Origin of the sequence: Vibrio vulnificus CMCP6 (assembly GCF_000039765.1) — a bacterium.
Taxonomy (GTDB): Bacteria; Pseudomonadota; Gammaproteobacteria; order Enterobacterales; family Vibrionaceae; genus Vibrio; species Vibrio vulnificus_B.
The window spans coordinates 3,205,661-3,228,020 of record NC_004459.3; the positions used below are offsets into that span (position 1 = coordinate 3,205,661).

The 22,360-nt window shown below is 46.7% G+C and carries 17 protein-coding genes and 1 other RNA gene; 9 read left to right on the forward strand and 9 right to left on the reverse strand.

Going from position 1 to position 22,360, the window contains the following annotated elements:
• Nucleotides 1–91: 91 nt before the first annotated feature.
• The gene (gene sppA / locus VV1_RS14875) at nucleotides 92–1,942 is read left to right on the forward strand and encodes a signal peptide peptidase SppA (RefSeq protein ID WP_011080933.1); all 1,851 of its coding nucleotides are present in this window, start codon (nucleotides 92–94) and stop codon (nucleotides 1,940–1,942) included.
• Nucleotides 1,943–2,046: 104 nt separating this feature from the next.
• Nucleotides 2,047–3,060 (forward strand): asparaginase, encoded by a 1,014-nt coding sequence (ansA, locus tag VV1_RS14880; protein ID WP_011080934.1) that lies wholly within the window; start codon nucleotides 2,047–2,049, stop codon nucleotides 3,058–3,060.
• 57 nt (nucleotides 3,061–3,117) lie between these two features.
• Here ansA and VV1_RS14885 read toward each other — a convergent pair whose 3' ends face one another.
• Complete coding sequence (locus VV1_RS14885) at nucleotides 3,118–3,402, reverse strand: YeaC family protein (protein WP_011080935.1); 285 nt, start codon at nucleotides 3,400–3,402, stop codon at nucleotides 3,118–3,120.
• Between the two features lie 104 nt (nucleotides 3,403–3,506).
• Here VV1_RS14885 and VV1_RS14890 point away from each other — a divergent pair, with 104 nt between their 5' ends.
• A complete protein-coding gene (locus VV1_RS14890; RefSeq protein ID WP_370293212.1) occupies nucleotides 3,507–4,325 on the forward strand; it encodes a DUF2989 domain-containing protein in 819 nt (272 codons plus the stop codon).
• A gap of 195 nt (nucleotides 4,326–4,520) precedes the next feature.
• Here the strand turns inward: VV1_RS14890 and msrB are convergent, their stop codons facing one another.
• Entirely contained in the window at nucleotides 4,521–4,937 is a 417-nt protein-coding gene (gene msrB, locus VV1_RS14895) for a peptide-methionine (R)-S-oxide reductase MsrB (protein ID WP_013572152.1), read from the reverse strand.
• 336 nt (nucleotides 4,938–5,273) lie between these two features.
• On the opposite strand from msrB, the gene gap reads away from it, so the two are divergent.
• The 3 genes from gap (at nucleotide 5,274) to VV1_RS14910 (ending at nucleotide 9,582) form a co-directional block, all read left to right on the forward strand.
• Nucleotides 5,274–6,269 carry a type I glyceraldehyde-3-phosphate dehydrogenase gene (gene gap / locus VV1_RS14900; RefSeq protein ID WP_011080938.1) on the forward strand — a complete coding sequence of 332 codons (996 nt, stop codon included), beginning with the start codon at nucleotides 5,274–5,276 and terminating at the stop codon, nucleotides 6,267–6,269.
• Between the two features lie 182 nt (nucleotides 6,270–6,451).
• Nucleotides 6,452–7,336, forward strand: a complete 885-nt coding sequence (locus VV1_RS14905; protein WP_011080939.1) for a D-hexose-6-phosphate mutarotase — start codon at nucleotides 6,452–6,454, stop codon at nucleotides 7,334–7,336.
• Between the two features lie 209 nt (nucleotides 7,337–7,545).
• Entirely contained in the window at nucleotides 7,546–9,582 is a 2,037-nt protein-coding gene (locus tag VV1_RS14910) for a methyl-accepting chemotaxis protein (protein WP_011080940.1), read from the forward strand.
• A gap of 62 nt (nucleotides 9,583–9,644) precedes the next feature.
• Here VV1_RS14910 and VV1_RS14915 read toward each other — a convergent pair whose 3' ends face one another.
• Nucleotides 9,645–11,333, reverse strand: coding sequence for an LruC domain-containing protein (locus VV1_RS14915; RefSeq protein ID WP_011080941.1), 1,689 nt, complete (start codon nucleotides 11,331–11,333; stop codon nucleotides 9,645–9,647).
• A 10-nt stretch (nucleotides 11,334–11,343) separates the two neighbouring features.
• Nucleotides 11,344–11,820 (reverse strand): hypothetical protein, encoded by a 477-nt coding sequence (locus VV1_RS14920; protein WP_011080942.1) that lies wholly within the window; start codon nucleotides 11,818–11,820, stop codon nucleotides 11,344–11,346.
• A gap of 282 nt (nucleotides 11,821–12,102) precedes the next feature.
• Here VV1_RS14920 and VV1_RS14925 point away from each other — a divergent pair, with 282 nt between their 5' ends.
• Nucleotides 12,103–13,854, forward strand: coding sequence for an amidohydrolase (locus tag VV1_RS14925; protein WP_011080943.1), 1,752 nt, complete (start codon nucleotides 12,103–12,105; stop codon nucleotides 13,852–13,854).
• 225 nt (nucleotides 13,855–14,079) lie between these two features.
• Here the strand turns inward: VV1_RS14925 and ffs are convergent.
• The 3 genes from ffs to VV1_RS14935 all read right to left on the reverse strand — a co-directional run bounded on the left by ffs (nucleotide 14,080) and on the right by VV1_RS14935 (nucleotide 17,171).
• Nucleotides 14,080–14,176: signal recognition particle sRNA small type (gene ffs, locus VV1_RS23985), an RNA gene on the reverse strand.
• A 153-nt stretch (nucleotides 14,177–14,329) separates the two neighbouring features.
• The gene (locus tag VV1_RS14930) at nucleotides 14,330–16,303 is read right to left on the reverse strand and encodes a GGDEF domain-containing protein (RefSeq protein ID WP_011080944.1); all 1,974 of its coding nucleotides are present in this window, start codon (nucleotides 16,301–16,303) and stop codon (nucleotides 14,330–14,332) included.
• Between the two features lie 124 nt (nucleotides 16,304–16,427).
• Nucleotides 16,428–17,171: a VP0952 family biofilm-associated protein gene (locus VV1_RS14935; RefSeq protein WP_011080945.1), complete on the reverse strand. Its 744-nt coding sequence runs from the start codon at nucleotides 17,169–17,171 to the stop codon at nucleotides 16,428–16,430.
• A gap of 150 nt (nucleotides 17,172–17,321) precedes the next feature.
• Between VV1_RS14935 and VV1_RS14940 the strand changes: the two genes are divergently transcribed.
• Nucleotides 17,322–17,624 carry a DNA base-flipping protein gene (locus VV1_RS14940; RefSeq protein WP_011080946.1) on the forward strand — a complete coding sequence of 101 codons (303 nt, stop codon included), beginning with the start codon at nucleotides 17,322–17,324 and terminating at the stop codon, nucleotides 17,622–17,624.
• A 66-nt stretch (nucleotides 17,625–17,690) separates the two neighbouring features.
• On the opposite strand, the gene VV1_RS14945 is transcribed toward VV1_RS14940, so the two are convergent.
• Nucleotides 17,691–18,116 (reverse strand): YbaY family lipoprotein, encoded by a 426-nt coding sequence (locus tag VV1_RS14945; RefSeq protein ID WP_011080947.1) that lies wholly within the window; start codon nucleotides 18,114–18,116, stop codon nucleotides 17,691–17,693.
• A 190-nt stretch (nucleotides 18,117–18,306) separates the two neighbouring features.
• On the opposite strand from VV1_RS14945, the gene tesB reads away from it, so the two are divergent.
• Nucleotides 18,307–19,173 carry an acyl-CoA thioesterase II gene (gene tesB, locus VV1_RS14950; protein ID WP_011080948.1) on the forward strand — a complete coding sequence of 289 codons (867 nt, stop codon included), beginning with the start codon at nucleotides 18,307–18,309 and terminating at the stop codon, nucleotides 19,171–19,173.
• An 84-nt stretch (nucleotides 19,174–19,257) separates the two neighbouring features.
• On the opposite strand, the gene VV1_RS14955 is transcribed toward tesB, so the two are convergent.
• Nucleotides 19,258–22,305, reverse strand: coding sequence for a hypothetical protein (locus VV1_RS14955; protein WP_011080949.1), 3,048 nt, complete (start codon nucleotides 22,303–22,305; stop codon nucleotides 19,258–19,260).
• Nucleotides 22,306–22,360: the final 55 nt, after the last annotated feature.

A 22,360-nucleotide genomic window follows, 5' to 3' on the forward strand; every position in this document is an offset into this window, starting at 1 on the left:
TTTGCATGACTTATTGATGGCGTTGGTGCCAGTTTGGCGATCATATCGATCTTTCATGTGAATGGTTGAGGCATCTCGTTACGGAGAAACAATGAAATCATTATTCAAACTCATCGGTTTGGTTTTTAAAGGAATATGGAAAGCCATTACCTTTGTGCGTCTCGCACTCACCAACCTGATTTTTCTACTGTCTGTTGCGCTCGTTTACTTTGTCTATTTCTACGGCCATGACACTCAGCCTCAGGTTGAGCAGCCTTCCGCATTGGTGCTAAACCTATCCGGCCCTATCGTCGAACAAAGCCTTTATATCAATCCGATGGATTCTTTCACCAGCTCATTGTTTGGTGAAGAAATTCCTAAAGAGAACGTGTTGTTTGATGTCGTGGACACCATTCGCTACGCCAAAGACGACGAGAAGATCACTGGTTTGGTGTTGTCGTTACGCGATATGCCTGAGACCAACCTCACCAAGCTGCGTTACATTGCCAAAGCACTCAATGAATTCAAAGCCTCGGGTAAGCCCATTTACGCCGTCGGCGCTTTCTATAATCAAAGCCAATACTACCTTGCTAGCTACGCCGATAAAATTTATCTCGCGCCTGATGGCGGGGTAATGCTGAAAGGCTATAGCGCTTTTAATCTCTATTACAAAACGCTCCTCGAAAAGCTCGATGTGACAACGCATGTTTTCCGTGTTGGCACTTATAAATCTGCGATTGAGCCGTTTGTACGTGATGATATGTCACCTGCTGCTAAGGAATCTGCGACACGTTGGTTAACGCAACTGTGGGGCGCTTTCGTGGACGATGTGGCGAATAATCGCAACATCGACCCAAAAACACTCAATCCTTCGATGGAAGAGTTTTTGTCTCAGTTGAAATCCGTCAACGGCGATCTCGCGGCCCTTTCCATCAAACTTGGTTTGGTCGATGAGCTCGCAACTCGCCAACAACTGAGAGCGCAACTAGCCGAGAAGTTTGGCGCGAGCGGGGATGACAGCTACAAAGCCATCAGCTACTACGACTACCGAGCAACCATGCACGATAACTTTGATGTGAATGCCGATGATATTGCCGTTGTCGTCGCCAGCGGCACCATCATGGATGGTCAACAACCGCGTGGCACAGTGGGCGGCGACACCGTTGCCGGATTACTGCGTCAAGCTCGTAATGATGACAAAGTAAAAGCGGTGGTATTGCGTGTGGATAGCCCCGGAGGCAGCGCATTCGCTTCGGAAGTGATTCGTAACGAAGTTCAGGCGTTAAAAGACGCTGGCAAGCCAATTGTGGTGTCCATGTCTAGCCTAGCTGCATCCGGCGGATATTGGATTTCCATGAGCGCGGATAAGATTATTGCTCAACCCACCACGCTTACTGGCTCGATTGGTATTTTTAGCGTCATTACTACCTTTGAAAAAGGCTTCAATAAACTCGGTATCTACACTGATGGTGTCGGTACATCGCCATTCTCTGGTGAAGGCATCTCGACAGGTCTTTCAAAAGGGGCGTCACAAGCCTTCCAAATGGGCATTGAACACGGTTACCAACGTTTTATCAGCCTAGTCGGTGATAATCGCGATCTGTCATTGGACGCAGTGGATAAAGTGGCTCAAGGCCGAGTGTGGACCGGCTACGATGCACTGCAACACGGTCTGGTTGACCAAATCGGCGACTTCGATGACGCCGTTGCTGAAGCGGCAAAAATGGCTCAACTAGAGAACTACAACCTTTACTGGGTCGAAGAGCCGCTCTCACCGACTGAGCAGTTTATCCAAGAGTTTATGAAGCAAGTGAAAATCTCTATGGGCGTCGATATTCAAAGCATACTGCCACCGAGCTTACAGCCTGTCGCCCAACAAATGGAGCAGCACGCTTCGCTGTTGCAAAATTTTAACGATCCGAAAGGCTACTACGCCTTCTGTTTGAACTGCGAAGTGCAGTAGAAGTAAGAAGTGAGAGGCATCTGTGTAGCAGATGCCTCTTTTTCTTAGCCAAGTTTTCGCTATAATCGCCGCTCTGTTCCCCTACACCTAAGTGATCACTCACTATGACAAGAAAACACATCTATATTGCCTACACTGGCGGTACTATCGGCATGAAGAAGTCTGATCATGGCTACATTCCTGTCGCTGGTTTCATGGAAAAGCAGTTAGCAAACATGCCGGAATTCCATCGCCCAGAAATGCCGCAATACACCATTCACGAATACGAACCATTGATGGACTCTTCAGATATGACCCCTGAAGATTGGCAACACATTGCCAACGACATTCGTGACAACTATGACAAATACGATGGTTTCGTTATCCTACACGGCACCGACACCATGGCGTATACCGCTTCGGCGCTCTCCTTCATGTTGGAAAACCTTGGTAAGCCAGTCATTGTCACAGGCTCTCAAATTCCCTTGGCGGAACTGCGCTCTGACGGTCAAGCAAATCTGCTTAACGCACTACATATTGCAGCCAATTACCCAATCAACGAAGTCACGTTGTTCTTCAATAATCAGTTGATGCGCGGCAACCGCAGTGTGAAATCGCACGCAGATGGTTTTAATGCGTTTACATCGCCAAACTTACCGCCTCTGCTTGAAGCAGGGATCAACATCCAGATCAGCAACAGCATCAAAGTCGGCGCGCAACCAGAAGGCGAATTCAAAGTTCATAACATCACCCCGCAACCTATCGGTGTGATCACCATGTACCCAGGCATCTCACACGAAGTGATTCGCAACACCTTACTGCAGCCAGTGAATGCGATGATTCTGTTGACCTTTGGTGTGGGCAACGCGCCACAAAATCCAGAGCTATTGGCCCATCTTAAAGAAGCGTCTGAACGCGGCGTGATTGTTGTCAACTTAACGCAATGTTTAGCGGGTAAAGTGAATATGGGTGGTTATGCAACTGGCTGCGCCCTCGCAGAAGCAGGCGTGATCAGCGGTTACGATATGACGCCTGAAGCAGCCTTAGCAAAACTTCACTACCTATTGAGTCAAAATCTGTCTTATGAAGAAGTGAAAGCACAAATGCAGCAAGTGCTGCGTGGTGAGATGAGCTTATAAAGTAAAAACCAAGAACCTGGATCTATTCTAGGTTCTAGGTTCTAGGTTCTTTAACGACTAATCTCTATTTGGATTAACGCGGACAATATCTTCCTGACCCGATTGAAACTGTTTTTTCAGCTCTGCTTTCGACTTAAAGCAGATTTCCCCACCCGCAGCCACTGACATATGCTCAGCATCAATATTGTGCTTAGATTGATACAACATCACAGCTTGCATACAGGAATCTCGCTGTGTTTGTGAAAGTGGTGTACCCTCTGGCCAACGTCCTGTTTCTACTGCATACGTCAGACGTTGGTAAACTTCTGGTGTCATTGCGCTGAGTAGCTGCTCTGTGTTCATAACATACCTTTACACTAACATTTTGTTCACAGAACATATCTGGATACTAAACTGAGTCAAGAAACAGTAAATAAATTGTTGTAATGGATCACAAGCAAATCACCATGAGTAAAAAAACTTGGCTATTCGCCCTTAGCATACCGCTGCTACTCAGTGGCTGCTTAGAAGGCAACAAAACCACGGAAGAACTGTGTCAATCACAACCAGGGCTACGCTGTGAAAAACTGAATATGGATGACGGGCAGTGCCGTGTTGCACGTACTGACCTCATTTGGCACCGCTTTGAGGTGCTGAAAAACCCATCCGACAGTAACAAGATTAAGGAATACAAGCTAACCGCAGAGTATCGCAAGTGCTTGGAGTTGGCTTCGCAAATTACACCCATCGATCAAAGTGCGTTAAAACAAAAACGTTTTAATGCGCTGGTGCATAGCATCTCTGAGCTTGAACGTATTGTGCAAGAACTTAGCTCTTCACGTGAACCTGAAAGCCTCTATTTCCTCTGGAGCCAGACCGGCAATACCAATGCACGTCGCCAGTTTTTACAGATGGAAGGTACACCTGCGCTAGAAACCGCTGAAATGCAATACGCCTTGGCAACGTTTTATACCACACGTGATCAAACGAAAACCATCCAACTGCTTAATCATTCTCTCGAGCTGACTAAAGACGGTAAAGTGAATACCGAAGCGTTAAAATCATTGGCAAGTACCCATCAAGGGTTACGTCAAATGAAGCAAGCTTACGTTTGGGCAATGGTCGCAAAAGAGTTTGATGTGCCCTTAGCCACAGAGCGAGAAATGCAACTGATGTTTGGCTTTAGTGCGCAGGAGTACAAACAGTTGGATGCTTTAGCTGAGCAAGTGGCATCCGCACTCGAAAAAGGGCAATACCGCTCTATGATGATCCCGAGTGACTTGTAGCCTGATACCTTCGTAGCCACACGCTGATGACAATGCAGCTTTAGTTCAGCGCTTCTTTCAAAGAACGACGCACTCAAACAAAAACCTTCCACATGGAAGGTTTTTGTCTCTTGGTTACTCACGCCATTTTGACTCTTTCAGTATGATAGCAAGACACGATATGACTGAAAGCGGGGAACAGCGTTCGGTGAAAAATCACTCATTAGTTTCAATTTTGTTGAAAATTAACGACACTGAATTGACACAAAAACGTTCTCCGGTTGTTTTAGGTCCATCAGGAAAAACGTGCCCTAAGTGGCTATCGCATCGTGCACAGCGGATCTCTACTCGCTTCATTCCGTGACTAAAATCATCTAAATACAGGACAGCCGTCTCATTAATCGGCGCATCAAAACTTGGCCAACCACAGCCTGAGTCGTATTTGTTAACAGAAGAAAACAGCGGCGCATGACAGCAAGTGCATGCATATTCTCCGCTGTCTTTATTGTGCAGTAGCTTGCCACTAAAAGGAGGTTCGGTTCCTTGCTCACGACACACATGATATTCCTGTTCAGACAACTGCTCACGCCATTGCTGGTCTGACTTGAGCACAACTTTACTTTCTTTTGTCACGTCACTAATTTCCCTTTTTCTTATTAATGTTGACGACTTTTTGTGCAAAAAACTTGCGGAGCATCATGGTTGTAGCACATACTTTCTCACCATCATGTCCTATGTTTTAAAATTGCTTAGAGCACCTGCTCTTGAGTTATTTTACGCCAATTGGTGAGTAGAATAACCGGTTCAAAGTTTAAAAAACGAGCATTTGCAAAGAATTGTTAAAAAAAGCGTCGCTTTTTTTTGACTTTAAACAAGTTAAGTCCGATTATCACTTGCAGATGTTTACTGGATTCTGTAATTTTACTACCAGTTATCTTTAATCAGAAATTAAGTTGTGGAGCAACTATAATGACTATCAAAGTAGGTATTAACGGTTTTGGCCGTATCGGTCGTTTCGTTTTCCGTGCAGCGCAAGAGCGTGCTGACATCGAAGTTGTAGGTATCAACGACCTTATCGACGTAGATTACATGGCTTACATGTTGAAATACGACTCAACTCACGGCCGTTTCAACGGTACTGTTGAAGTTGAAGGCGGTAACCTAATCGTTAACGGTAAAACTGTACGTGTAACTGCTGAGCGTAACCCAGAAGATCTAAAATGGGATGCAATCGGTGTTGACGTAGTAGCTGAAGCAACTGGTCTATTCCTAGACGACGCAACAGCTCGTAAACACATCACAGCTGGTGCTAAGAAAGTTGTTCTAACTGGTCCTTCTAAAGATGCGACTCCAATGTTCGTAATGGGTGTTAACCACACTTCTTACGCTGGTCAAGACATCGTTTCTAACGCTTCTTGTACTACTAACTGTCTAGCTCCTATCGCTAAAGTTCTTAACGACAAGTTCGGTATCGAATCTGGTCTTATGACTACAGTTCACGCTACTACAGCAACTCAAAAAACTGTAGACGGTCCTTCTGCTAAAGACTGGCGCGGTGGTCGTGGTGCTTCTCAGAACATCATCCCATCTTCAACTGGTGCAGCTAAAGCAGTAGGCGTTGTTCTTCCAGAACTAAACGGCAAACTAACTGGTATGGCTTTCCGCGTACCAACTGCTAACGTTTCTGTAGTTGACCTAACTGTTAACCTTAAGAACGGCGCATCTTACGAAGCTATCTGTGCAGCAATGAAAGAAGCTTCTGAAGGCGAACTAAAAGGCGTTCTAGGTTACACTGAAGATGCAGTAGTTTCTCAAGACTTCATCGGTGAAGTTCAAACTTCTGTATTCGATGCTAAAGCTGGTATCGCTCTAACTGATAACTTCGTTAAAGTTGTATCTTGGTACGACAACGAAATCGGTTACTCAAACAAAGTTCTAGACCTAATTGCTCACATCTCTAAGTAATTTCTACTTAGTAAAATAAGCACTTAGCGAAGAATTTCGTTAGACAAAAAGGCGACCTTAGGTCGCCTTTTTAGTATCACGGATTTGAGGTTAGCAATGGAGCTTTAGACTCTCTGCAGTGTCTGACTTCACGGTCCGTTTCTAAAACGAATCTTTTGAAACTGATTGTTAAGGAAATTCAGATGGATCTTAATTCACTTCCGGCGCTGACTGTCCTGTCTGATTGCGTCACCATTGTTGAAAAAGACAATGTCAAAATTGTTCGTGTGATTCACGAGAAAGCAACCGCAGGTATCTCTTTGTTTGGCGGCCATGTTGTCTCCTATCAGCCGACGGGTACAGCTGACGTCATTTGGATGAGTGACAAGGCAGTATTTGATGGAAAAACTGCGCTGCGCGGCGGCATTCCGGTTTGTTGGCCTTGGTTTGGCCGCATTGCAGCACCTGCACACGGCTTTGCTCGCACTTCAGAGTGGGAACTGGTTGAACACCGCGAAAACGACAACGGTGTGATCGTGGAACTCGCCTTGTTCCCGACAGAAGAATCGCACAATCTCTGGCCTCATATGTTTGATGTTCGCCTAATCGTCGAGATCGGCGATGAACTGAAAGTGTCACTCAACATTCTTAATATTGATGACGACGCATTCACTTTCTCGGGCGCTCTGCATACCTATTTGAACGTCGGTGATATTGAACAAACTCAAACTATGGGCATGGGCTCTGAGTACATTGACAGTTTGAAAGCGGGCGAACTATGCAATGGCGGTGAAGTTTTACAATTGACCGACACGATCGATCGCGTCTACACGCAACCTGAGAAAGAGATTGTGGTTAAAGACCCAGTCATTGAACGTACTCTGTGCATTGAAAACCAAGGTCACAACAGCGCCGTGCTCTGGAACCCTTGGGCTCAAGGTGCCGCTGGCATGGCGGACATGAGCGATGACGGTTACAAAACCATGCTGTGTGTAGAATCCACTCTGCATGCAGACAGTATTACTCAGGGCAAAACGCTCAACCCTGGCGAAAGTCACCAGTTAATCACTGTGCTTTCTGCGCGCTAAAACTGATCACCGCACAAAACGCAGTGGCAAACGTTCACTGCGTTGTTTATCCCATCAATATTCGTGGTCATTCCATCACCACAAATGAGCAATTACTTAATAAATATCAATTAATTCTATCAATCTTCGGCTATTATCCCTTCCATTATTACAATCTATTCTTTCAAACATACATCGTGTAGAGGCTGCTGATTTCAGCAGGAATAACAGTGCTAGAAAAATATAAAAATCAAAGCGTCGGTTTTCAGTTAAAACTGGTGATTACGCTATGCCTTATCATCGCCTTTGGCGGAACCGCCACTCTTGTCTATCGTAATGCATCTGACGTGCTACTCGAAAACACGCTTCGGGAACACCAATCAAAAGTGGAATCCATGGCAGCAACCATTGCTGGCCAATTTGATGCCTATTTACAAACCGCGAAGGTACTTGAATCCACTTTCCGCAATGGTTACTTAGCCGGTATCTATGTGGAAGATTACCAAGTGGATTTTAATGGCAAATCGCTGCGTAATATCACGCAATACGGTGACAGCCTGATTAATGACACCAAACTTGTCGACAGTTTCACGCGAGATACTGGCGCAGTAGCGACTATTTTTGCTCCGCTTGGCGATGATTTTATTCGTGTTTCAACCTCGCTAAAAAATCCTTCAGGGCAACGAGTTGTTGGTAGCACTTTAGGCTACAACCACCCAGCCTATCAGAAGCTCCGCGCAGGGCAGCCCTATTACGCGCAAGTGAAGTTGTTTGGTGAAAGCTACATTACCTATTACTCGCCCATTCTTGACGCACAGAACAAAGTCACTGGTGTTTCTTTTATCGGCTTACCCGTGCAAAAAGCAACAGAAGATCTCTTCAGTGCGTTGAATCAGGTGAAATGGGGTGACACAGGGTACACCATCGTCGTAGATAACGAGCAAAGCAACCTTGGTAAGTACTTGCTGCATCCAACCCGAACCCAAAATGATCCTTCTATTATCGATACCGCAGATTACGACGGCAACAAACCCTATGTCGCGATTTTTGAAAACAAAAGTGGTTTGATTCGCTACCGCCATGAATATCAAGGTACTGTTGGGGAAAAATACCTCGTCTATACGGAAATTCCTGGCTGGAACTGGAAGCTTCTTGGCGGCACCTTCATTTCAGAAGTGACGAAAGGAAGTCAAACGCTGCTTAAGCTGATTATCGCCATTGCCACCGCCGTGGCCGTTGCTACATTTGCAATCTTGACGTTTGCCATCAATCGTAATCTTCACCCTTTAACGGCCTTAAATGCTCTGATGGCAAGACTTGCCAAAGGTGAAGTGAGCATTCAAATTGCGAGCACGGGTCAGCCTTCAAAAAATGAGATCACCAACCTCACCAACGGCGTTGCCAACATGGCAAATCAGCTCAACATGCTGGTCGGTGAAATTCGTCAAACGGCTGAAACCGTGTATATCGCGTCACACAGTGTTTCTGAAGATGCAGGGAATAACCTGACTCAGGCAGATCGCCAACAGGAACAGGTGGAGCAAGTGGTGACGGCCATTGAAGAGATGGCCACCTCAGCTCAGTCGGTCGCTCAACAAGTGGAGAACATTGCGGATAACGTTCGCAGTGCAAATGAGGATAGTCAATCTGGATTGAGCCTAGTGGAAGGTGTCTGCATTGATGTGGCAGAACTGAATGATCAACTTGATCGCTCTGCCCATGCCATCAAACAAGTCAACACCGACAGCGAAAGCATTCAAACCGTGACGAAAATGATCGATGAAATTGCAGAGCAAACCAATTTACTGGCACTCAATGCCGCCATCGAAGCAGCGCGAGCCGGCGAACAAGGCCGTGGCTTCGCAGTGGTTGCTGATGAAGTAAGAACGCTTGCTCACCGTACTCAAACTTCGGTCAAGGATGTGGTTCAGATTATCGAGAAACTTAAAGCTTCCACAGGTAATGCGGTGGGGCTAATGAGCCAAAGCCAGCAAAGTGCCAATCAAGTGCTTGATAAGGCGCAAGAAGCAGGTAGCGCCCTAGAAGCCATTGCGAGCCAAGTTCACGCCATTGCGGCACAAGCCGAAACCATTGCCGCCACCTCAGAGCAACAAGCTCAAGTGTCGCAAGAAATCGCAGCCAATGCTCACTCGATCAGTGATCTTAACCGACAGAGCCGAGCCACCAGCGCGCAAACGTCTGAAAGTGCTGAAGAGCTGCAAAAACAGGCGAATTCACTTAAATCGCAAGTCGACTTTTTTCACTAATTCGAAGAGCGAGCAAAAACAAAGGGCGAGTTTTCGCCCTTTGTTGTCTTTGACTTTGAGTGTTAATTACACTTCCAGCACTTCCCTTTTACCCAAGTGTTAAACCACGTTGTAGAACTCACGCCTCCCGACTCAGCCCAATCCACCACCTGCGGATAAGCCAAGGTGCTATCGATGTTTTCATAAGGGTGTTTCCAGGCGGTTGGAATCGAAAGTGCCCAAGGCAATCCGTCTGCAGTAAGATAGTATTCTCCCGCTTGAGTATTCGTCGCATCCACACCCTGCCCAAATGAGGCTTGATTGGCCAAGTCACTGCTTGGGTAATTCATCAAGTGCACTTCCCTTCCTCTTTGTGCTGCTCGGAAGATAAAGGGATTCAGCGTATGGCTGGCAAGAGGTGGCATTGAGCTATTGAGTATTAGAGAGACACTGTAATCGACGACAGGTCTGTCATCACCCATCTCTGTATTGTAAAACTCACTGTTGGCATCGCCAGGTAACAAAGTACTGATGCTTTCCAAAACCACAAACACCAACTCACCACTGTGTCCATTTTCAGCCACCATGCTGGCACTGACGCCATCGACGACACGAGTCAAACTGCTTACATCTGCAGATTCTATGCCCGCGATCGACAAGGCAAAGCGATTATCCACAGACGCCCCTCTTGCTACCGCCTGACCAATAAAATCTAGACGCGTAATCTGATTGTTCGCGTTGGTGTACACCTCATACGCGTAATGTGAGACAAAATCGTTGAGATCATAATCACCGGCAAATGGCCACATGTCTTCATAAGTAAGAGTATACCAACCCGACGTAGGGGTACGCGCGTAAAAGGCAATGGTTGGGTCGTTAGGCGCATAATCGTTGGCATCCGCCACACCATCACCATCTGAGTCACCAATCGCAGGCCATTCTATTTCGGTGATATCACTGATTAAACCATTGGTATCTTCGGCCTGTACTTGTACTTTCCAGCGCTCACCATTGTTAGTTTGTGCAGCGGGTACAGACGGACCGGTGTGATTGTTTTTACCCGCAAATTCATCATCAACAAAGAATCCCTGCCCAACATCAACAAACCAACGATAGTTATAACTGACTGAATCACCGTCTGGATCAGCGGGGTTAGGGCCAACAATTGACACCACGAGATCATCATTGGTTGAAAGCCCTTGGCTACGACTCAATTCGGGCACATACGGTGGTGTATTGCTCGTCACCAAATAGGTCACCGTCATTAAGCTGTAGTCCAAGGTTGTTAGCCAGCCACCATTGTTCATATCGATATCCAAATAAACATTGATCAAACCATCAGCCAAAGAGGAAATCGGTAATGCAAACTCTGTGATTGACCAAGTGTTGTTGGTTCCTTGTAAAAATCCAGGATTCAGTTGAACACCATCGACAGAAACGCCGTCGTATTCACCGTTTTCTCCGTGAAACGCTTCCGAGTCCACATCATAGGCATAAATAGTGAGTTTCGCTTCGAGCACTTGCGCCCCATCGGGCAATGTGATGCTGTGCTGCCAGCCATAATCTTGATTCGCATTACTGTAGATGCCAAAGCCGTATGCCCCCGGAGAGCTGTAGTGAGGTGCACTACTGTTTTCATCGACGGTTTGCGTAACAGTGACGGAGCCATCCCCATTGACAACTTGACTGTCATTAGTGGCGGCAGACCAAGCCAAATGGCCGATCAAACTAAGAGGGGCACCGCAGATCCAAAATATCGTTGTTTTCTTCATGATGATTCTCCTAGTCCGACTCAAGCGCAATGTCACAACCCAAGGCGATCACATTGTCCATTGCGGAAATTTCCGTGCTTGATACGCACTCAATTTCTCTCACTGTCGATACCGCTTGGATTGCCTGCCAGTGCCCAGAGAGTTCAATTGCATAGCTCAGCTCCCCAGAGTTTTCCGTCAGCCCCGTAAACAACGGAGTCGCATCGACTACGTCGTCTATCACACTGAACAGGCTTACCACATGCTGCCCTCGAATCGGCATGGCTTCTCCCTGCTGAACACTGTAGTTACTCACAACTTTAATGGTCACTTGACGATTTTCGCTACTGCGCCACTCAAACCCTGTCGGCGCCGTAATGTCGGTAAACTGAGTCTGCACGGCTGGCGAAGAAGGTGCGCTAGAGCCACCACCGTCTCCACCTCCACAACCGGTTAACAGGGAAAAGGAGGAACAAATCAATGCTAAAGTTTTTTCTAGGTTACTCATTCTTCATCTCTCTCATCGCGCATTTTTACGACTAAAGCGAAACGCATGCCACAACCTATCCAAATGAAAATTATGTGTTTTTTATAACAAAGAAGGAAAACGCGTGTTTTTTCCAGCATTGATTCTCAAATTGGGAATACATTGAACGAGCCCTTGGGAAACGATACTCGCCGCCCAATTTTGATACGCCAATAACATCCCGCCCCTTTCGCGTTTGCAAACCTTTTTGTGCCCTGATATATGAACATGTGTGATTAACCTGATCCCACTTTGGAGGGAGATATGAAAACACGCTGGATTCCAGTCGCCTTGTCCGGTCTTGCTTTAACCGGTTGTTTTTCTGATAAAAGCGACCCGGCTACCGCCGTCACTCAGCCGCTAAATGTGACCGCAGCAGACGCCATCTATTTCGGCGGAGAGATCTTAACAATGGCAGGCGACACACCAGAATATGTGGAAGCCGTGGCCACAAAAGACGAAAAGATCATTTATGTCGGCTCAAAAGCGGGCGCCTTAGAGCATCAATTTGCTCAGACCCAACTTGTCGATCTGCAAGGCAAAACACTGTTACCCGGTTTTGTTGACCCCCATAGCCATGTCTACGGCGTTGGCTTACAAGCCATGGTGGCTAACGTGTTGCCACCACCAGATGGCGACGCCAATACCGTTGCAAAAATCGTAGAGATTTTAAAAACCTCCCATCAAGATGAAACCAAACGCCTGTTCATTGAAAAAACAGGATGGATTCTTGGCTTTGGTTACGACGACTCGCTACTGGACTACTATCCAACCAAAGCAGACCTCGATAAGGTCAGCCGTGATAAACCTGTGTTGATCATTCACACCTCTGGTCATTTAAGTGTGGCCAATAGCAAAGCCCTCGAAATGGTGGGAATTACGGCAAAAACCAAGAACCCAGAAGGTGGCGTCATACGTCGCATGCCTGGCAGTCAGGAACCGAATGGGGTGCTTGAAGAAAACGCGCATTTTGCCATGTTATTTCGACTCACCGCTCTGATTGATCAAGAGCTGCAAGATATGATGTTGGCTGCATCACAAAAAATGTACGCACAATATGGCTATACCACTGCGCAAGAAGGACGAGCGACAAAAGAAGGCTATGAAGCACTGAAACGTGCCGCAACAGGAGGCCATTTGCTCATTGACGTTGTCGCGTATGCTGATATGGCCACCAGCAGCGACTTTATGAGCTCAGAATACCACGCTCCTGAATACACCAATCATTTCCGCATCGGTGGCGTAAAACTCAACTTCGATGGCTCACCGCAAGGGAAAACCGCTTGGTTAACGCAACCGTATTTCCATCCGCCTCACGGGCTTGCGAAAGATTACGCGGGCTACCCAACCTTTACTGACGCACAAGCATTTGAGTACGTTGAAACCGCGTTCAAAAATAATTGGCAAGTACTAACCCACAGCAATGGTGACGCTGCGATTGAGCAATTTATCGACGCGGTGACCGCGGCCAATAATAAACTCGGAAAACAAGATAGACGGCCAGTGCTGATTCATGGCCAAACCATTCGTGAAGATCAAATCCAGCGCCTCGCAGAGCAAGGAATTTTCCCTTCCCTCTTCCCAATGCATACCTTCTATTGGGGAGATTGGCACCGTGATTCAGTGCTTGGCCATCCTCGGGCCGATTTTATTTCACCGACTAAAGCCGTACGTGATGCAGGATTGATGTTTAGTACACATCATGATGCTCCCGTTGCCCTGCCAGATGCGTTTCGGGTGCTTGATGCAACGGTCAACCGCACCACCCGCACAAATAAAGTGCTCGGTCCCGATCAGCGTGTCGATGCCTACACCGCATTGAGAGCGATGACCATTTGGCCTGCTTACCAACATTTTGAAGAATCGATGAAAGGCAGTATCGAAGTGGGGAAAAACGCCGATTTCATTCTGCTAAATAAGAATCCTCTCAAAGTGGAGAGTGCGACGTTAAAAGACTTACAAGTCCAACAAACCATCAGCCGTGGGCAAGTGGTCTTTACCAATACTGCCCGCTAAGGTAATTTCGCCCTCTAATTTCTCTATTGCAGGGAGTTGGGGGGCGAAAAATAAGAACGAGGGACTAGGGACTAGGGACTAGGGACTAGCAAACCGGGAAACTAGAAAACTAGCAAACTAGCAAACTAGCAAACTAGCAAACTAGCAAACTAGCAAAAGCTTCCCAGAAATCGAATGAGACTAAAAAGCAAAAAGCCGCCCTAAAGGCGGCTTTTTTAATGGGTGGGACCCCAGCCACATCCCGGCACACAAGTCATTCGCTGCGGCTGCTTCCTTCCGGACCTGACCGAGTTCACGAACTATTGTTGCGAGAGGACCAGAGCCCCATAGATTCGTTTATCAAGCATTTCGCTTAATGTGGGCACGATTATTAAGCATCCCCCTCAAGATTGCAACCCCAATTCGGCAATAATCCATGATGAGGCGAGCGAATGCTTAACTCTTGTGCAAAACACCACTTTTCAAGTGAGGGAGGTTAAGAATACCCCATCTCACGCTGTTCATTCTTGCTCTGATACATGTCGACATCAGCCAGATGCAGCGCTTTTTGCAAGCTCATGGCCCGCTCCCTCCTCGCGGACAAGCCAATCGAAGAACTGATGATCAAGGGTTTTCCGGCAATATGCTGTTCAAGTCGAATTCGGCTAAAACGATCAAACGCTTCTTCAACTTCTTGCTGAGACGCTTTGCCAATTAAAATAAACTCATCGCCGCCCACGCGGAAACCTTTGCCACGCCAATGGCTTTTGATTTCTAGGGCTATGGCTTTGAGCACCATGTCGCCACAGTGATGACCATATGTGTCGTTAATCGGTTTAAAATTGTTAACGTCGATATACAAAATCGCAAGGTCGCCCGCGATGCCATTGCCATATTTTCTCTGTAGTTGGCGTCGATTGCCTAACCCAGTTAAGTTATCCGTATTCGATAAACGATGCAGATAATACGAGAGTGCAAACGCCAGCAATAACATCGCCGCAAATAGCGTTTGTGTTTTTGCAGCAAACTTTTGCTCCATTTCTAACGAGCTTCGCCAGTCAGGACGAACATCGTAACGTTCGATAATGCTATTGAGATCGAGCATTTCTATCGCCCGACTAAAATACGGAGCCAGCGCTCTGCCCTTTTCCGTGTTAGCCAAACCGATAGAAATTTTCGACGTATCAAATACGCCAATCGCATCATCTTGCTCAATAGCCAGCTTCAACTCATTTCGTAGTAAGTAGTTGAGTGTTGCCGTGTCCATCGTGATGTAATCCACTCGGTTGGCAAGTAAGGCACTGACCATCGCATCGTGATCGGAAAAACGACTCAGATCTTTCAATGGCAACATTTGCGTCAACAACGCATCAAAGTAGTCATCCTCAACCACCCCGACTCTCTCTGCAATTAACTGGGAGACATGAGAATAGACATTGGGCTTATACCCCAAACGTTTGACGATAACCGACTGAGGCGCATAGTGTGGGCTTGTGTAATAGGTAAACTGCTCTCTCGCTTTGGTCATCGCCAGCGGAGCCAGTAGGTCAAACTCTTGCTGTATGAAGCCTTGTAACATTTCTCCCCAACGTTCATCTGAACGGCTCACCAGTTGACAGTTAAGGGCAAGAATATCGCAACTTTGCTGCAGAACTTCGGCAGTAATCCCACTCACGTGGCCATCAGGATGGTAAATCACATAAGGGTAAATCGGCTCAAGTTTGATGGTTAATGGTTCATCTAGCTCGAGGGGTGCCTGAACAATAGCCTGTTGTAGCGCCTGTTTTCGAATAGCAAATTGGTATTGCGTAATTTCTTCACGAAGCCTTTTTTGCATCTGCTCGCTGTGAATGAACTGAGCAAATTGAGTCAACTCTTCTAAGTGTTGCCCTTTTTGACTGACGATAGAGACGGGTTTTATCGATATTTCATCGTTGAGAAGATGGGCATTGGTTCCTTTAAGCAACATAGGCTTAAGTTGATTGATGGCATCCACAATGCCATCGACTTGACCGTGACTGATCAGCGCATAAGCTTCTTCATGGCCTTGGTACGAAACAAGCTGAATGTCTGGATGATTTACCGCAATCAGCTCCCCATAAATGGTATCTTGAGGTACGCCAATACGTGTCGCATCACGCAACGAATTGGTCGTATTAGAATAGAGATAGGTATATTCAATGTTGGTTGGGTGTGAATAACTGAATCTTTTTTCACGTTCATGCGTAAACGTAATGTTCGCTGCGAAGTCTGTTTCACCACGCGCAACTGAATCGAGAATAGCATCAAAACTCGGCATATTCACATAGGTGACGTCCAGCGCAAACTGCTCGGCAATGGCATCAAACAGAACCCGCGTCACCACATCATCCGCTTCCGTTGCTACTGTGATCTCTTTACTCTTTGCCCAACAGTTGAACGATACCCAAACGAATACGCAGGAAAGCAGCCAACCAAATTTTTTTATCATGTCACTGACTTAATCTAGGTTTCACACAAGCGTCAAAATATGAAGCAGAAACCTTATATCAACTCATTGTCACGTGCATAAATATTTTTATTGATATGCAATACCAGTCACTGTTCTAGGCAACTCAATCCTGCTCTTTCATCTCTTCTTCCGCATTTAAGATGTAGTCTGTCATCCAAGCGGTACCCAACAAGCAGATCCACACCACAAACACGGAATTGGGCACATCGACATTCGGCGTCACCACTAATGCGGCGAACCCCACTGTCGGTAATGTCCAACACAGCAGTTTGTTCCATGAAAAAGTTTTAAGTGAGTTAAGACTTTCCATACACGCCATAATGCCGGTAATTGAGAGAGCCACTAATACCGCGTAAGGCAAACCTGCCATCCATAGTGGGATCAATAGTAGCAATGGCCACCAGCTATGTTTGCTCGAAGGTCGCCAGTGATTTGCCGCCCACCAAATGACCGTCACCGATAGCACTTGTACCACGGTTACCCATGGTGAACCGGTCAACTTACCGGCCATTTGCGTCACCATAATGCCGACCATCAGAGCCAAGACGATCATCCCTGCGGTGAGCAAGACTCCCAGGCTGCTTTTCTTGGAAAACACCACCATAAGGAGTGGAAACAAAATCCACACGCACACAGAGAGAGCTATCGGCTGCATGGGTAACGTGAGGCCATACACCGTCATCGCAGCGAGCAAGACGAGACCAGCAATACCACCTTGAGGTAGAATCCACAAAGCAGGAATCACTAAGGCGAGGACGGGGATATCACCAGCGCTCATGCTGATTGCTTTGGCACAGACCACCGCTAAAAGGCTTGTGATTGTGAATTGAAGAATTGAAAATATCATAGCGCCTCCTTTAAGACCCGATTCTGTTTTTAATCAGACTCAGCGCAACGCAGAAACTTAAAACACAAAAGGTTGTACGCTAAGTGGGTTCATTTCCAGCACACCTGGCTTACCAATCCTTGGTAAACGACGAACTAGGACAATTTGAGTATGGACCATTTTTTGCCCCAAATCTTTGCTGTAATTCAACAAATTCCCTTTGGTAAAGTGACCACGTACGGAGAAATCGCACGTATGGCTGGATTTCCTGGTTATGCAAGGCATGTCGGTAAAGCATTAGGAAACTTGCCAGAAGGCACAAAACTACCTTGGCATCGGGTGATCAACAGCCAAGGCAGAATTTCGTTGCAGGGTTCGGATCTCAATCGTCAACGCCAATTGTTGCTGGCTGAACAGATTGAAGTGAGTGAGATAGGAAAAATAAGTTTAAAAAAATACCGATGGCAACCATAGTCGCCATCAGTATCAAAATTGGGGCATCAAAATTCGATTGTTGTGGTGTTGAGCACCTTGTCGTGATTAACGAACGCCCACAACCATGATTTCAACATTATGTGTGTTCGCCTCGTCAGTGATGACAGGAACGATGGTGTCACTGATAAAACGTAAACGTCCATTGACTTCGATACGCGCACGTACGTTGTAACGGTGATTAGCAATGATCTTTTTGCTGTCATAAGCAAGATCGAACGACAGCGGGACTTGTTTACCATTGGTAATAAACTTGTGCTTTGCGATCACTTTGGCAGGCGCATCAGCCAGTGAGACATCTTCCAAAACCAGGGTGACAGCCGCGTCTTCTGGTAAGGCAATACGCTCACGATAAAAAACCGTCCCACTGATGGTTTGGATACCTTGGTCTTTCACTAATGGCTCCGAAGTCTGGCAACCCGCTAACAAAGCACCAAAGAACACTGACATCATCACTAAGATTATTTTTTTCATAGAGCCTCACTCATTAATAAATTCGCGACGATTATAGTTTGAGCACGTCACTCTGTCTTGTGGATCAAATGTTTATTGACAATAGTTTGACTAAGTTAAAAATATTCACCGTTGTTAATTGCGTTATACTCAACGCAGTTACTTGAATCAAAGTGACAAACCCATGTGTTAAAGAGAGGAATCAACCAACATGAGTAAACCCTTAAACGAGTTACTAAGTTTGCTGCAACTTGAAAAACTGGAAGAAGGACTGTTCAGGGGTCAAAGTGAGAATCTTGGTTTACCACAAGTGTATGGAGGCCAAGTGTTGGGGCAGGCCTTATCGGCGGCTCGCTATACGGTGTCTGACGACCGCACGGTGCATTCGTTTCACAGCTATTTTCTCTATCCTGGCGATCCAGAAAAAGCCATCATCTACGATGTTGAGATTTTAAGAGACGGTAAAAGTTTCAGCACTCGCCGTGTTAAAGCGATCCAAAATGGACGCCCAATATTCTATCTCACCGCTTCCTACCATGGTGAAGCACCGGGGTTTGAACACCAAAATACCATGCCCGATATTCCAGGGCCGGAAAATTTCATGTCTGAATCGGAACTCGCCAGTCATATTGCTGAGTTTCTTCCCGCGAAGCTGAGACAAACCTTTTGTGGTGAGAAACCGATTGAGACCAGACCTGTCACCGTCATCAACCCGCTTAATCCTAAAAAGGCCGAGCCAAAACAGTATCTCTGGATACGCGCCAACGGTGAGATGCCCGACAGTCAATTGATCCACCAGTATCTATTAGCCTACGCGTCCGATTGGGGCTTTTTAGTCACGGCATTACATCCACACGAAGTTTCGCTCATGACACCGAAATTCCAAGTGGCAACCATCGATCATTCGATCTGGTTCCACCGCCCATTTAAGATGGATGAGTGGCTGCTCTATGCCATCGAAAGCCCAACTGCCTCGAATACCAGAGGACTTGTCCGTGGCGAGATCTACAATCAGCAAGGTCACTTAGTGGCCACCGCGGTGCAAGAAGGGGTGATGCGCTTTATCGATAAAAAATAACAGCGCAGGTTATTTGCCCCTTGAACAAAGAAGGAGCGCATCGGCGCTCCTTTTTGATCGTCCCTCTCTCATTTCTTTGAGAAGTTATTCAGGTTGATAGTGAAATTGAAGGGTTACCCATTCATACAAGGTTCTTGGGTCACCATAGGTGAGGCTAGATACCACTTCTTCCTCTCTTGGGTAACGGCCACCATCGCTCTCTGGTAAAAATCGGCGCTCGCCTTTGCGATAAAAAATCATCGGGCGTACCAGCTCATAAGCTTGCTTCTCTAGATGAGTGTCATCCACCACCGTAACTCGCGTCATTCGCAACGTACGAGACCCATCTTCGCAGTATCCTGGTGCATCAAATGCAACCGCTTTGAATGGTTCAATATTGTCAGGGTCTAACTTAGTGGCGCAATCATCAAAACGGGCAATATGCAGCATCAATTGACGTCGTTCAGTGAGTACATCGGAGCCAATAGGTTTCACTCTCACGATGGCAATCATACCTTCACCGTACTCTTTGAACTGTTCATCGGTTGGTCGCAACAAGCGATCAACACCCATCAACCCAAATTGAGATTCTTGCAGACTAGCAAATTCAGAACCACTCAGTTTACTGATAATGACCGTCTGCTTCTCGGTAAGAGTATGGTTAGAATCCGCTTGCTCCGCTTTCGGTGCGTTCAAGGTAAAGTTCAGAGACGTTTGGCTCAGAGCAAGATAGTCTCTCGTCTCATCTTCACTCACGACAATAGATGCCACTTGATCTTGGCTGTCCCCCAGATAGTCCTTGAGCGTTATCACGCCGCTGATAGGATCCACGGAGATGGTGCTATCAGACAGCATCGTTTTGTAGCTGCGCGTACCTATCGGTGAGCGCATCGCCAAACTAACCTGCTTGAAGGGCACAAAATCAATGCTCTGCGGCTTGTAATCAAGCGCTTTGGCCGCGGCCTTGCTAATCGTCCCCGTTACACGCTTGGTCACTGTTTTATAGTTGCGAGCAGAAACCGTTGCTTCAATTTCGAAGCTCCCTGCATGCAGCATACTTACAGATCCCTCAGTACCGGAAGTGAGTTTTACTGTTGGATCGGCTTGATTGATCAAGCGGTAGCTGCGTTTATCCATCACAAGTGAAAGAGACGGCACAATCGTTTTGTTCTCTTCAAAGATCGTATTTGGATAATGAATCTCAACCGGGTTATCGGCGGGTAAGACGCGAGCGGTAAAACTGGTTTCACCTGCATTCACACCACTACTGCCTGTGTCTTTAACGATGACTCGAACAGAGCCCGCATTGAGCATCTTCATAAAACCAGAGTCTTTATCCAATGCGACAACGTCGGTTGGTTCCCCCTCGGCGAGATAATAGCTCAGTTTGCCCACAGCCCCCGTGATTAAAGGAGCGCCAATCGAGCCGAATGCAGAAGTCCAAGTGCCCTCGACAAGCGGTTGCGCCGCTTTTAGCTGACTATCAGCACTATTGATACGAACATTGACGTACTGTACCGGACCTGCCAAATAGTTGTTTGTTTCTGCTCTTCGAATGGTCAAACGGGTTTCACCCGCTTTCAAGACGTGCAGAATGCCTCCGTCTAGCACTTTGACTACGTTAGGATCGCTGTTATTAAGTACCAACAAATCATTGGTACGGGGATTGAGATCTTGTTGAAGGTTGATCTGAAGATCTTTGTAGTAGGTTTCTTGATAATCTTGCGTTTGATAAGGCTGTGCGGCCGCCTTTGCCACATCAATAGAGAGTGTAAACTGCGTTGATTGATACAACTCACCACCATCATCCTCAATTTGCAACGAGTATTGCCCCGCTTGCTCAATGAATAACGTTTTCTCCACAAGGGCCAGTTGAGGGGATGAACCACTCACTAATGTTAAACGACCTTTTTGACCCGCAAATTCAAACGGAATACGTAGATCTTGTTGATAAGTTAAAGAGATAGGATCTTGCTTGATGCCTTGGTGTGGCGCTTTATCAATTTGGATGGTAAAACGTGCACTAGAGGCTTGATAGTTGCGCAGGTTTTGCTCAGTCACTTCCACTTCCGCCTGCCCTACACCATCAATAACGGGCAAGTTAGCAACGGTATCAATGTGGAGCACATCAGCACCGCTCAATAGTCGATACTGAACCTCGCCTTTGGCATTACTCACAACGGGTTGTAGACGGGCATTGGCTTGATATTCCGTCACCATATTGGCAACCGACAGCGGCTGGCGCGCAGCCTTATCAATCGTCACTTCGTATTCACTGGTTTGCTGAGCAGTTTTGTAAGTCTCTGGATAATATGCCGTGGCTTGCACCGTCACTTTGCCGCTGTTTTTGATCGCCAGCATGCCTTGGTTTTGCTGCGAAAACTCCGCGACTTCCCAATCCGGTTCGCTTTTAACAATCTGATATACGATGCGTTCTGTTGGCGTCGTATCTAAGCGTTTTGGCGCTAACACCAACCCAGGTTGATATGCGCGAGAAAGTGCCGCAAAGCTAAGAGAGTCCGCGTCTACCGCTCTCACAATAACATCGGCTTCCACGCTTCGTTCAGAATAAAACTCATCACCCAAATCGATCACTTGGATACGTGCAATACCAGGGCGACCTCGACTTTGTACTTCTCCTTGTGCAGAGAGATCAATGATAGCGTTAGGATCGGAGAGAACGCGATAACTCAACTCACCTTTTGCACCACGGACAGTAAGTGAACTTGGCGTGGATTGCGTGGTGGTTAAGTAAAGCGGACTGATGGAGAGAGCATCGTTCCAGCCCTTTTGAATGGTAATCGTAAAATTCGACTCTGAGGTTTGAAAGGTGTCGCTAGTGTCAATCGCCTTCACATGGGCAACACCTGGCTTTAATACTTTGATGCGGCCTTGGCTGTCGAGTAACACCACTTGTGCACTTTCGTCACCAATTAACTCAAACGCGACATCACCTTTCACTTCGAAAAGTTGCGGTTGAACAATCTCGCCACTTTGTACATAGGTGGTGGTAAGGTCCAAAGATTCAAGAGGCGCACGATATTGCTTGCTTGGTTTCACAACCGCAGGGGCCGAACTACCGCCACCTCCGCCACCACACCCCACCAACACATTGGCAGTGAGCAATAAAATTAACCCATGTTCTATTCGCATTATTACGCCTCAACTGAATATTTACTCAACAGGCGCGGACCTTATCACAAGGCAG